The following is a 12480-nucleotide window of genomic DNA, read 5'->3' on the forward strand; positions in this document are numbered from 1 at the left end:
CGGTGAATCTGTTGCCTGCTGGCCCGGTCGAACGCCGACCTGGCCCGGTCGAACGCCGACCTGGCCCGGTCGGGAGCCGAGGGCGCTCCTCAGGCCGCCGCCAGCGCGCCGGTCAGGTCGAGTGGCGACCAGGCCTCGACGGGGGCGTCGATCAGCCGCTCGAACCAGGCCCACGGCGGGACCGGGGCGTTGTCGCCGCTGCTGGTCAACGCCTGCGCGGCGACGAGGTGACCGAGGCGCAGGCGGCGCACGGGGTCGAGGCCGCGCAGCAGCCCCGCCAGGTAGCCGGCCGCGAACGCGTCTCCGGCGCCGACCGGTTCCACAACCGCCACCAGGGGCGCGCGGACGAAGACCGGCTCGGCGTCCCGGCGCAGCGCGGTGGCACCCACCGCGCCGTCCTTGACCACCACCGTCTCCGGGCCGGGCAACAGCCGGCGTACGGCCGCCGGGTCGGCGGTGCCCCACAGCGTCTCCGCCTCGTCCTGACCGACGAAGACCAGGTCGCTGCGGTCGGCCAGGTCGCGCAGCACCTCGGCGGCCTGCTCGGCGGGCCACAACCGACCCCGGTGGTTGACGTCGAAGCTGACAAGCGCACCGGCCAGTGGCCGGTCCGCCACGGCGTGCTCGACAAGCTCCCGGCAGGAGGCGGAGAGCACCGGCGTGATCCCGGACAGGTGCAGCACACGGGCGCCGGCCAGACCCGGCGCGGCCAGCGTGCCGGGGTCCATCCGGGAGGCCGCCGAACCCGCCCGGTAGTAGTGCACGGCGGTGCCCTCGGGGCCGGGGTCCTTGACGTAGAGGCCGGTGGGGGCGGTCGGGTCCACGCTGACGTGGTCGACGCGGACGCCTGTCGCGGCGACGTGCCGGACGACGGCCCGACCGAAGGGGTCGTCGCCGACCCGGCTCACCCAGGCCGCCCGGTGCCCCAGCCGGGCCAGGTAGCCGGCCACGTTGGACTCGGCGCCGCCGACCGAGACGGCGACCTGTCCGGCGTGTTCCAACGGCTCGCCGGGCGCGGGGCAGAGCACCACCATCGTCTCCCCGACCGCGGCCACCTCGATCGGCGCGGGGCCCGCCGGGACGGTCGCGTCGTCGGGTGGGGAGTCGGTCGGCATCGGGGCACACGTCCTCGCGGCGGGGATCCTGGGCGCCGCCGAGCCTAGGTGTTCCGGCGCGAGACGGGCAACCCGTCATACGTCACACCTCGATGATCAGGGCACCGTCAACCCGTACGCGGCCAGCACCTCCCCGATCGGCTGGTAGTAGGTGGTGCCGCCGGCGGTGCAGTTGCCGCTGCCACCGGAGAGGATGCCGAGAATGGTGCCTGTCGATGCCACGTAGAGCGGTCCGCCGCTGTCGCCCGGCTCGGCGCAGATGTTGGTGCGGATCAGGCCGTAGATCACGCCGGTGGCGTAGTTGACCGTCTGGTTGAGGCCGGTGACGGTGCCGCACCGCACGCCTGTGGTGACGCCACTGCGACAGACCGCCTGACCGACGTACGCGGTGCCGGGCCGTTGGATGGTCAGCAGACCGGGGTAGGTGTAGACCGCGCTGGGATGGGCGATCCGGCCGGTGTAGCGGATCAGCCCGTAGTCGTTCGTGGGATAGCTGGTGGCGGTCCGGGTGCCGAGCACCGTGGTCTGGGCACTGTCGGCGTACCAGGTGGCGGCGGCGGTGGTGCAGTGCCCGGCGGTGATCACGTAGTAGGTGCTGCCGCTGCGCGCGTTCGCGCCGAGCGAGCAGCGCGCCCCACCGCCGTAGATGCCCTGGCCGGCGGCGATCAGCGGGCGCAACGTTCCGGGTTCGCGGCGCAGCAGCACGCCGGCCCGGTCGGCGGTCGCCCGCAGCGTCGCCAGCTCGGCGGGGGCCACGGTGTCGTCGACGGTGAGGGTCATCCGGCCGGTGGCGGGGTCGAGGCCCCAGGCGGTGCCCGCGGTGCGTACCCCGGCGAGTGTGGCCGCCGCGTCGGCGGCCCGGTCGGGGGCGGCGGCGCGCGCCGTGCTGGGCGCGACGAGCAGGAGGGTGGTCAGGACGAGGGCGACGAGCGGGGAGCGGCGCATCCGAACCTCCGCGAGGATCGAGCATGATGGATGTCCTCAAGCATCGCCCCGGGTCCGACGCCGTGGCAACCTCGGGCCGTCCCCGCACCGGCCGGTGCGGAATCGCCGATCCGCGGACGGGCCCCGCCGACGCCGCCGATAATCCTCGGGAACACGGCGGGAGGCCGGGCATGACCACCGGAGAAGATGCGGCGCTGGTACGCCGGATGGAGGGGTCGACCCGGGCCACGCTGCTGGAGTTGCTCTTCGACGTGGTCTTCGTGGCCGCCCTCGCGCTGCTGTCGACACTGTTGACCGAGGAGCACACCTGGTCCGGCAGCGCCAAGGTGCTGCTGATGCTGACGGCCATCTGGTGGACCTGGTCGCTCACCGCGACCACCACCGAGTTCTACAACCCGCGGCAGCGCCCGATCCAGGCCGTCCTGATGATCGCCATGGTCGGTTCGGTGGGGATGGCGGTGGCGCTGCCGATGGTCAGCGTCGCGCACCTGCTGCTCTTCGTGATCTCGTACGTCGGCACGCACGTGAGTCGCTGCGTCATCCTGGTCGTCGCCCTGCACCGGCAGGGACACCAGACGGCCAGGGAGCGGGCCACCCGGTTTCTCTTCTGGTTCACGGTGTCCGGTGTCTTCTGGGTCACCGGCGCGCTGTCGCACAGTCCGAACTGGGGGCTCTGGACCATCGCCATCACGATCGACCTGGTCGCCTCGGCGGCCCGCTACCCCACGCCCCGGCTGGGCATGGTGCCCATCGACCAGTACAAGCGGATCACCGGGCACCTGGGCGAGAGGTACCAGCAGTTCGTCATCCTGGCCCTCGGCGACATCGTGCTGTTGCCGACCCTGCAGGTCAGCCGGGGCGACCTCGAGTTCTTCCGGGTCCTCGCCCTGCTCTGCGCGTTCGCCACCATGCTGCTGCTCTGGCAGATCTACGTCTTCCGCGCCAGCGAGTTGATGGTGGCGGCCGAGGCCAGGGCGCACCGACCGGTGCGGCTGGCTCCGTACACCCATCTGGTGCTGCTGGGCGGTGTGGTCGCCACGGCGGCCTCGTTCGAGATGGTCGTTCACCATCCGACCGGGACGACACCTGTGCGGTGGCTCGTGTTGATCCTCGGCGGTCCGACGCTGTTCGTGCTCGGCCGCGTCCTGCTCGCCCTGCTGGTGGGCTGGAGCGTGCCGTGGCGGCGAGTGGCCTGGCAGCTCACGCCACTGCTCGTGCTGCCGTGGGCCGGCGGTTGGCCGCCGCTGCTGGTCGCCGCCGTCGTGGCGCTCGCGCTGGCCGGTCACATCTTCGTCCCCGCCGGAGACCGGGAGACCGCGCCCGGGTTGAACGTCCGGCGGGCCGAGGACGCCTGACCTCGGGCGAGGTGCGCGAGCCCACCAGGCCGCCCTCCTCCCCCGACCGGCGGGAATCGCCGATCCGGGGACGTCCGCGCCGGGGCCACCGATAATTCTCCGAAGACACGGCGGGAGGCCGGGCATGACCACCGGAGGCACCGCGGCACTGGTACGCCGGCCGGACGGGTCGACCCGGGCCACGCTGCTGGAATTGCTGTTCGACGTGGTCTTCGTGGCTTCCCTCGCGCTGACCTCGACGCTGCTCGCGGGACGCCACACCTGGTCCGGCGCGGCGACGGTGCTGCTGATGCTGACGGCGATCTGGTGGACCTGGTCGGTCACCTCCACCACCACCGAGTTCTACGACCCGCAGCAGCGCCCGATCCAGGTCATCCTGATGGTCGCCATGGTCGGGGCGGTGGGGATGGGCGCGTCGCTGCCGAAGATCACCAGTGGGCACGCGCTGGTCTTCGCCATGGCGTACGTCGGCACGCACGTGATTCGCGGCATCATCCTGATCACGAGGTTGTACCAGCAGCGACACCGGTCGGCCATGATCCGCGCGACCCGGTTCCTGTTCTGGTTCCTGGTGTCCGGCGTCTTCTGGATCACCGGTGCGCTGTCCGGCGAGGTGAACTGGACCCTCTGGGTCGTCGCCGTCACGATCGACCTGGTCTCCGCGGCGGCCCGCTATCCCACGCCCGGGCTGGGCCGGGTGCCCTTCGACCAGTACGAGCGGACCACGGCGCACCTGGGCGAGCGGTATCAACAGTTCGTCATCCTGGCCCTCGGCGACATCATCCTGGTGCCCACCCTGCAGGTCAGCCGGGGCGAGTTCGCCGGACTCCGGGTCGCCGCGCTGTTCTGCGCGTTCGCCATCATGCTGCTGCTGTGGCAGGTCTACGTGTTCCGGGCCGGCGAGTTGCTGGAGGCCGGGGCGCGGGCGGGCCGTCCGGCGCGGGCGGCTCCGTACACCCATCTGGTGATGCTGGCCGGCGTGGTCGCCACTGCGGCCTCGTTCGACCTGGTCGTCACCCGGCCGACCGGCCGGACACCGGTGGGGTGGCTCCTCCTGATCCTGGGTGGCCCGGCGCTGTTCGTGATTGGTCGCGTCCTGTTCACCCTGCTGGTGTCGATGATCGTGCCGTGGCGGCGAATGCTCTGCCTGCCGGTGCCGCTGCTGACCCTGCCCTGGGCCGGCCAGTGGCCGCCGCTGCTCGTCACCACGTTCGTGGCGCTCGGGCTGGCGGCGCACATCCTGATACCGGGAGCGGCCCGGGAGACGACGCCCGGTCTGCGGGTGCGGCAACCCGACGACTGACGGTCAGCCGAAGCGCTGGCCGGCCCACTCGGCGAGGTCCCGGGCACACGCGTCCACCGACTCCCGCCACGTGCGCGCCGCGCCGTCTCCCGCCTCGTCGCTCACCTGCTTGACGAGTCGGCAGGGCACACCCGCCTGCGCGGCGGCCCACGCCACCGCGTACCCCTCCATGTCGACCAGGTCGGCGCGCCGCGCCAACCGGTCCCGCGCCGCGTCGTCGGCCACGAACGTGTCACCGGTGGCCAGCACCGCGCCCTCGGCGGCCAGGGTCAGCGGCGCCCCGTAGGTCTCGCCGGTGAGCGTGCGCAGCAGGTCGGTGTCCAGGTCGTGCTGGAGCACGGTGGCGACCTCGTGGATGCCGGCCCACCCGGGGCGCAACGCGCCCGCCGTACCCAGGTTGAGCAGCAGGGCGGGGCGCGGCCCGGCGGCCAGCACCGCGGCCACCGCGCTGGCGGCGTTCACCTTGCCCATGCCGGTCAGCAGCACCGGCAGCTCGGGAGGGAGGTAACGGGCCTCCTCCCCGACGGCGAGCACCACGAGCGGACGATCGGCGCGGACCGTACCCCGAAGATTCACCGGAGCATCGTACGAGGTCAGCTCCGCAGGGGTGGGTTCAGTCCTTGGTGAAGCGGTAGAGGACGAAGTCCTTCTCCGCCCCGCAGGCGATCACGTGGGTGTTCCACGAGCAGGACGCGCTGCGGACGTCCTTCAGCTCGCCCAACTCGTCGACCTCACCGGATTCGGTCCACACCCCGGCGAGCACGCGGTTGTCGGCGAACGTGCTGGGCGCCTTGGCGAAGACCAGCAGGTTGCCCTCGTCCAGCCGGACCCCCACACCGCCCCGGTTCCGCAACACCGGCTCGCCGGCGGCGTCGAAGAGGGTGACCGCCGGCTCCGGGTACTCCCGCTGGGCGAGCACCTGCTCCCCCACCGGCACCAGGTCGGTCACGCCCGGCGCGGGCCAGTGCGCCGCCTGTTCGCCCTCGGTGGCCGCCACCACCTCGGTGCGCTGGGCGTCGTTGTTCGGCACCTGCAACAGGCAGGCCCGCCGCTCACCGCACGCCACGAGTGCCTTCGCGCGCTGCTCGTCGTTCCCGGAGCGGTAGAGCACCACAGGTTCCGCGTCGGACCCCAGGTCGTACGCCAGCAGCTGGTACCCGCCCTCGCTGGCGGCCACGAACAGGCGGTCCTCGTGGGCGACCACCAGATCGTCGAGGTCGGCGACGTTGCCCCACTGGCGCAGCACGGCGCCGGATGCCAGGTCGAGCAGCCGCACGGACCGGTCCGCACCCACCTGGATGAGTCGCCGCCCCTTGCCCGTCCACGGGTTGCGGGGCGCGCCGTCGAGGAAGGCCGGTCCGCCCGCCGCCTCGTCGCTGCCCACCGGCCGGACCACTGTGCGGCTGCCGTCGTACTGGTCGCGGGGGTTCGGCTTGGTCCACTTCTGGGTGCCGTCGCTCAGGCGCAGGCCGACCAGTTGGGCCGCGCCACGATCCACGAGCACCGCCGTGTCGTCGGCGACGTAGATGTCGTCGTCACCGCGGACCGTGCGCTGCCAGCGCTGGGCGCCCGAACGACCGTCCAGGACGGCCAGTGGGCGCGGCGTGCTGTCCCCGGGTGCGTCGGCGAGGACCATGACCGCCCCGGGGACGGCGATGATCGCCTCCCAGTCGTCGGCCCGCACGTCGGTCGCCCTGCGCCACAGCTCGTCGCCGGTGCCGGTGTCGACGGCCACCACCTCCAGCCGGTCGTCCGGCAGGGGGAACCCGAGGTAGGCCTGGTCGTCGAGCACGGCCGTCCACATGTCGGCCGGTCGCTCGCCGCCGGCCTTCGGCCGGGACAGTTCGCGCAGCGCCGCGAACTCCAGATCGGGGTAGCGGTCCCGGGTCAGGTACAGCGTGACGGCGGCGCCCACCCCGAGCAGGGCCAGCACCGCGCCCAGCACCACCCAGCGCGCCCGCCGCCAGCGCGCCGCGCCGGGCGAACCCGCCGGCGCGGCACCCGCCCCTCCCGGTGCGGGCGGACCCGCCGGCGGCGCGGGGGGACCGGCCCAACCCGGACCCGCCGGCGCGGCCGAGCCTGGCCAGGGCTGCGACGGTACGGCCGGCCCGGGCGACGGCGCGGGCGGACTCACCGGAGCCGGTGCGGGCGGGGCGAGCTGCGGCCCGGCGTACGCCGGCAGCGGTCGGCGCAGCGGCAGGTCGGTCAGCGCGCCCTCGGCCACCGGCAGCTCGGGCTGGTCGAGCACCGTCGGCGCGACCCCCAGTTCGGTGTGCAGCATCCGGGCCACCAGCGGGATCCGCGACGAGCCACCGACGAGGAACAGCCCGGCGAGTTGGTCGGGGCTGAGCCCGGCCGCGGCGATCACCTCCCGGGCCCGCTCCACGGCGCGGCGCAGCAGCGGAGTGGCCACCCGCTCGACGTCGGCCCGGGTGAGCTGGACGGCTTCGGCCACCCCCGGCACCGCGACGGGCGCCACCGTCGAGCGGGACAGCGTCTCCTTCGCACCTCGTACCTCGTCCCAGAGCCGCACCTGGTCACGGCGCTGCGCCGGGTCCTCCGGCCGGATCAGCCGGGCCCACTGCGCGGCGTGCCGTTCCCCGAGCAGCTCGCCGACCCGCTGCACCAACGCGGCGTCGAGGTCCAGGCCGCCCAGGTCCGGCAGGCCACCGTCGGCGACCACGCTGAAGCCGGAGTCACCCCACGGGTCCGCGCCCTCGTTGCGCAGCACCGCCACGTCGAGCGTCCCGCCGCCGAAGTCGAACACCGCTATCGCGTCGCCGACCGGCACCGGACGATGCAGCACCTGCGTGTAGTAACGGGCGGCGGCCACCGGTTCGCGCAGCAGCCGGGTGCCCGGCGGCGTCGGCCCGGCCAGGGTGTGCTCGGCCACCTGCGGCCAGCCCGCCAGCAGCAGGGCGTCGGCGAGCACCTGCCGCCGCGTCTCGTCCCAGGCGGCCGGGCAGGTCAGCACGGCCGGAGGCAGAAACCCCACGGCGCCCACCGCGGCCCGCGCGACCGCCGCCAGCACCGCGGCGAGCAGGTCGGCCGGCGGGTACGAGCGGTCGCCGAGCACCACCGTCGGCTCGTCCACCCGACGCTTCGGGTTCGCCTCGAACCGGGCCGGGTCCGTCTGCGCCAACCGCCGGGCGTCCCACCCGGTGTGCAGGGTGCCGTCCGGGTCGGCGTACACGGCGGAGGGGCTGAGCGGTTGACCGTCCATCAGCAGCGGTCGGGTCCGCCCGTCGGGCCAGCGCAGCACCGCGACCGTGTTGGACGTACCGAGGTCGACGCCGAGGGCGAAACCCTCGTGCTGGCCTGCCATCTGCCCGATACCTCCGCCGTGACGAGGGGAACTCGACCCCGCATCGTACGCAGGCAACGCCGCACCGCTGATCAGTCGGTCAGGTGCCGTACCCCGACGACCTCCCCGCCGCTGGTCTCCCCGGTGGGGCGGAAGCCGAGCTTGAGGTAGAACCGCTCCGGGCCGTCCGCCCCCGGTTCCCACGTCGTGAACACGCGGTCGTGCCCGCGTTCGCGCGCCTCGGCGCAGACGGCCCGCACCGCGAAGCGGCCGTACCCGCGACCCTGGTGCTCGGCGGCGATGTTCAGCCGCCACAGGCCCGAGCGCCTGTCGTCCGGGCTGTCCGGGTTCCACACGATGTCGAAGAAACCCATCAGGAAGCCGACGATGTCGTCACCCTCGACGATCAGCCGTGGCCACGCGACGTCGGGCTGCGCGTACGCCTCGGCAAGGGACCAGGCGACCGGGGACGAGAACTTCTCCTGGTCCGGTCGCACGCTCACGCGGCAGGCGGATTCCACGTTGTCCGGGGTGATCTGCACGAGTCGCGGCACGCCGGCCACCCTATCGGTCGTGGCCGGGCCGGGCGGACTACTGCCAGCTCGGCCGGGCGGACTACTGCCAGCTCGGCCGGGCGGCCAGGACGCGGTCCCAGTCGACGGTCCGGGCCCACTCGGCGTAGCGGTGCCAGGTCACCTCCGGGTACCTGGCGCGCAGCCCGTCGATGTCGACGAAGTCGGTGTTCTCCTCGAACCGCTGGAACATGTCGGCGATCTCGTCGCCGGCCCACTGCCGGACCTGGTCCAACGGCATCTGCTGGTACGGGATCTCGCGGCCGAGCACGTCGCCGAGGATGCGGGCGGCCTCGTCGCCGGTGACCCGGTCGGAGGCGACGTCGATCCGTTCGCCGACGAACAGGTCCGGGTGCTCGACGGCGTGCACCGCGAGGCCGGCGATGTCGCGGACGGTCACCTGGTCCAGGGGCTTGCCGGCGGTGAGTGGGTTGGCCAGGACACCGTCGGTCAGGCGGCTGAACCCGACGTTGAGCGCGTTCTCCATGAAGTACACCGGCCCGAGGACCGTCGCCCGGACCCGCTGGTCCCGCAGGTACGCCTCGACGAGCTGCTTGCTGTCGGCGTGGTCGAGGTCGGTAGGCGTCGACCGGCCGGCGCCGCGGACGGACGAGTAGACGAGGTGCGCGTCGGCGCGGGCCGCGACGTCGACCAGGTGGCGGCCCTGGGCGACCTCCTCGTCCCTACCGCCGGCCCCGAACGGCACGGACAGACCGAAGATCGCGTCGACGCCCTTGGCGGCGTCGGCCAGGCCCTCGGGGTGGGCCAGGTCGCCGGTGACCAGCCGGACTCCGGCGGTGGACAGCGTCACCGCGGCGGGCGACTCGGGCGACCGCACGTAGGCGACGACGTCGTGGCCGTGCTCGAGCAGCAGGTCGGCGACGGCACCGCCCTGTTTGCCGGTGGCGCCGATGACGAGAACGTGTGCCATGAGGGTGCTCCCCTGATTCGCGGTTCTGGACGCCGCCGATTCTCTGGCCTCAACCTCGATTGAGGTCAAGCCCTAGGCTTGGTCCCATGCCCAGGGCTCGCACCACGTTTCACGAACTCACCGTCGGCCAGGTCGCCGACCGCAGCGGCGTCGCGATCTCCGCGCTGCACTTCTACGAGCGCAAGGGCCTGATCCGCAGCAGCCGGACGGCGAGCAACCAGCGCAGGTACAGCCGCGACACGTTGCGCCGGGTGGCGTTCATCCGGGCCTCCCAACACGTCGGCATCTCGCTCACGGTGATCCGGGAGGCCCTCGACCGGCTGCCGAGCGAGCGCACCCCGACCCGCGACGACTGGGCTCGCCTGTCCGCCGACTGGCGCGGCGTCCTCGACGAGCGGATCGCGCACCTGCGGGCACTTCGGGACGACCTCAGCGCGTGCATCGGGTGCGGCTGCCTGTCCCTGCGGGCCTGCCACCTGACAAACCCCCGCGACGTGTTGGGCCGCGAGGGCCCCGGCGCCCGCCGCCTGCCGACGCCGCGGTGACGCGCCTCCGGCACGGGCAGACGGTGTCAGCCCTCGGTGCAGCGGTCGGACAGGGCGTAGCGCAGCAGCACCACGTCGCCGATCTGGCGGGCCTCGGCCAGCCGGGCGCGCCGGCCCGGGTGCCAGGGGAAGCGCCCCTCGCCGACGAACCGGGGCGCCCGGCCATCGCCGACGAAGAGCGGGGCGACCACCAGGTGCAGCTCGTCGGCGAGACCGGCGGCGAGGAACTGGGCGTGCACCGTCCCGCCGCCCTCCACCATCAGCCGCCGTACGCCCCGCGCGTACAGGTCGGTCAGCAGCCAGGCCGGGTCGACCGGCTCCCCCGCGTCCACCACCGTGGCCAGTCGACCGATGCGTTCCTCGGTCTTCTCCCGCACGCTCGTGGCGCAGTAGACGAGCCGGGTGGGGTCACCGGCGGTGAAGAACCGGGCGGTCGGGTCGAGGTCACCATGGGCGGTCAGGGTGACCTTCGTGGGCGAGGCGGGCCGCCCGCACGCCACCCGTTCGGCCCGACGGCTCGCCGAACGCACCAGCAGCCGGGGATCGTCGCGGCGGACGGTGCCGGCGCCGACAAGTATCGCGTCGCAGCTGGCCCGGACCGCGTCGACCCGGTCCAGGTCGTCGTCGTTGGACAGCAGCAACCGCTTGTCGGACGCGTCGTCGATGTACCCGTCGATCGAGGTGGCGCAGCTGAGCAGCACGTACGGCCGCGTCGGCGCCGGTGTGCCGCTCACTTGTCGACAGGCAGGTCGGGCGCGGCCGAGACGATCTCCGCCGCCTTGGCGGCCTTCGCCGCCAGGTAGTCGGCGTTGGCCGGCGAGAGGAAGACGCTCGTGGGCACCTGTTCGACGACGTCCACGCCGAGGCGGGTCAGCTGCACGGCCTTGTCCGGGTTGCTGCTCAGCAGTCGGATCCGCGGCACCCCCAACGCGGTGAGCATCTGCGCGGCGGCGCTGTAGTCCCGCTCGTCCTCACCACGGCCCAGCGCGACGTTCGCCTGGTAGGTGTCCAGCCCGGCGTCCTGCAACGCGTACGCGTCGAGCTTGGCGTACAGGCCGATGCCCCGCCCCTCCTGCCGCAGGTAGAGCAGGAAACCACCGGCCTCGGCGATCCGCTGCACCGCCTCGCGCAGTTGCGGCCCGCAGTCGCAGCGTTGGCTGCCGAACACGTCGCCGGTCAGGCACTCGCTGTGCGGGCGGACCAGCGGCGGCTCTCCCCCGGCGGCGAGCCGGTCCAGCGCGCCCGCCCAGTCACCCAGGCCGAGCGCGAGGTGCTCCCGGCCGTCGACCAGGCCCTTGAACGAGAACACCCGGACCGTCGTGGCGTAGCCGTCGGGAAACGTCAACGGCACCGTGACCTGCGTACGGATCGTGGCGACCGGCAATGATTCGGGCATGGGACTCCTCTGTCCGGCGCCACCGACGCGCGGCGACGCGTGTTCCTCACCACCGACTCAACAGCCGCCGACGGGGGCGGCTTCCCGGGCGGCGACCGGGTGTCGGTTCCGTCGCACCAGCAGCACCGCTGCTCCGGGCAGGCTGGCGACGAGGATCAGGGCACCGTAGACGGTGGCGGTGGCGACGCCCTCGGCCGCGCTGAGGCCGGCCGCGCCGAACACCCAGGCGGCCACCCCCTCCCGGGGGCCGAAGCCGGCGACGTTCAGCGGTAGGCCCATGGCGAGCAGGGCGAGCAGCGTCAGCGGCAGCAGCCGCGACAGCGGGGCGTCGGAGCCGGCGGTGCGGGCCGCCACCAGGAAGGTGGCCAGGTGACCGGCGACCATCACCGCGGAGGCGATCAGCACGCCGAGCCAGGTGCGCCGGGACAGCAGCCCGGATCGCACGTCCGCCCCCGCGGTGCGCAGCGCCCGCGCCCAGCGCGAGGGGCCGGCGTTCGGCACGGTCCGAGCCAGCAGCACGGCGACCAGCCCGGCCGCGACCAGCAGCGCGGCGGCGACCGGCAGATACGACCGCACCGGGGACGGGAAGGCGGCGAGCACCACGAGCGCGACGCCGACGAGCACCACCTGCCCGGCGGTACGTTCCCAGACCACCGCGCGGATGCCCCGGCTGACGTCACCGGCGTCCCGGCCGTGGCGGACCGCCCGGTGCACGTCGCCGAGCACCCCGCCGGGCAGGGTGGCGTTGAGGAAGACCGCCCGGTAGCAGTGCGCCACCGCGGTCGCCAGCGGCAGCCGTACGCCCAATCCGCCGGCGACCAGGCTCCACCGCCACGCCGCGCAGACCGTGGTGAGCACCCCGATGACAAGCGCGGCGGCCAACGCCGGCACGTCGATCAGCCGCACCCCGGCGAGGAACGGGCCGCTGCCCACCTGCCACAGCAGGACGGCGAGCAGACCCACCCCGCCGACCACTCGTGCCCAGGCCCAGAACATCGACGCCGGCCCTCCCCT

The 12480-nt window shown here is 73.6% G+C and carries 12 protein-coding genes; 3 read left to right on the plus strand and 9 right to left on the minus strand.

What is annotated here, in order from left to right; translation table 11 throughout:
* Positions 1-89: 89 nt before the first annotated feature.
* Entirely contained in the window at positions 90-1115 is a 1026-nt protein-coding gene (locus ACPXBU_RS20285) for a sugar kinase (RefSeq protein ID WP_425759180.1), read from the minus strand.
* Positions 1116-1211: 96 nt separating this feature from the next.
* Positions 1212-2060, minus strand: a complete 849-nt coding sequence (locus ACPXBU_RS20290; protein ID WP_393371176.1) for a S1 family peptidase — start codon at positions 2058-2060, stop codon at positions 1212-1214.
* A 170-nt stretch (positions 2061-2230) separates the two neighbouring features.
* Here ACPXBU_RS20290 and ACPXBU_RS20295 point away from each other — a divergent pair, with 170 nt between their 5' ends.
* Both ACPXBU_RS20295 and ACPXBU_RS20300 read left to right on the plus strand, forming a co-directional pair.
* Positions 2231-3415 carry a low temperature requirement protein A gene (locus ACPXBU_RS20295; RefSeq protein WP_425759181.1) on the plus strand — a complete coding sequence of 395 codons (1185 nt, stop codon included), beginning with the start codon at positions 2231-2233 and terminating at the stop codon, positions 3413-3415.
* A 124-nt stretch (positions 3416-3539) separates the two neighbouring features.
* Positions 3540-4718 (plus strand): low temperature requirement protein A, encoded by a 1179-nt coding sequence (locus ACPXBU_RS20300; protein WP_425759182.1) that lies wholly within the window; start codon positions 3540-3542, stop codon positions 4716-4718.
* 3 nt (positions 4719-4721) lie between these two features.
* Here ACPXBU_RS20300 and ACPXBU_RS20305 read toward each other — a convergent pair whose 3' ends face one another.
* From ACPXBU_RS20305 to ACPXBU_RS20320, 4 genes are all read right to left on the minus strand, one after another.
* Positions 4722-5294, minus strand: coding sequence for a nucleosidase (locus tag ACPXBU_RS20305; RefSeq protein WP_393371184.1), 573 nt, complete (start codon positions 5292-5294; stop codon positions 4722-4724).
* Between the two features lie 37 nt (positions 5295-5331).
* Entirely contained in the window at positions 5332-8043 is a 2712-nt protein-coding gene (locus ACPXBU_RS20310) for an Hsp70 family protein (RefSeq protein ID WP_425759183.1), read from the minus strand.
* Between the two features lie 71 nt (positions 8044-8114).
* Positions 8115-8576 (minus strand): GNAT family N-acetyltransferase, encoded by a 462-nt coding sequence (locus ACPXBU_RS20315; protein ID WP_425759184.1) that lies wholly within the window; start codon positions 8574-8576, stop codon positions 8115-8117.
* A gap of 61 nt (positions 8577-8637) precedes the next feature.
* Positions 8638-9525: an NmrA/HSCARG family protein gene (locus ACPXBU_RS20320; protein WP_425759185.1), complete on the minus strand. Its 888-nt coding sequence runs from the start codon at positions 9523-9525 to the stop codon at positions 8638-8640.
* Between the two features lie 86 nt (positions 9526-9611).
* Here ACPXBU_RS20320 and soxR point away from each other — a divergent pair, with 86 nt between their 5' ends.
* Positions 9612-10070, plus strand: a complete 459-nt coding sequence (soxR, locus tag ACPXBU_RS20325; RefSeq protein ID WP_425759187.1) for a redox-sensitive transcriptional activator SoxR — start codon at positions 9612-9614, stop codon at positions 10068-10070.
* A gap of 26 nt (positions 10071-10096) precedes the next feature.
* Here the strand turns inward: soxR and ACPXBU_RS20330 are convergent, their stop codons facing one another.
* From ACPXBU_RS20330 to ACPXBU_RS20340, 3 genes are read right to left on the minus strand one after another with little or no spacing between them, the layout of a single operon-like run.
* Positions 10097-10804, minus strand: coding sequence for a RibD family protein (locus tag ACPXBU_RS20330; RefSeq protein WP_425759188.1), 708 nt, complete (start codon positions 10802-10804; stop codon positions 10097-10099).
* Entirely contained in the window at positions 10801-11466 is a 666-nt protein-coding gene (locus ACPXBU_RS20335) for a GTP cyclohydrolase II (protein ID WP_393371198.1), read from the minus strand. The genes ACPXBU_RS20330 and ACPXBU_RS20335 overlap by 4 nt, the downstream gene beginning before the upstream one ends.
* Positions 11467-11523: 57 nt before the next feature.
* Entirely contained in the window at positions 11524-12462 is a 939-nt protein-coding gene (locus ACPXBU_RS20340; RefSeq protein WP_425759189.1) for a lysylphosphatidylglycerol synthase transmembrane domain-containing protein, read from the minus strand.
* Positions 12463-12480 lie beyond the last annotated feature (18 nt).

It is taken from the genome of Micromonospora sp. DT231, from assembly GCF_049847025.1.
GTDB lineage: Bacteria > Actinomycetota > Actinomycetes > Mycobacteriales > Micromonosporaceae > Micromonospora.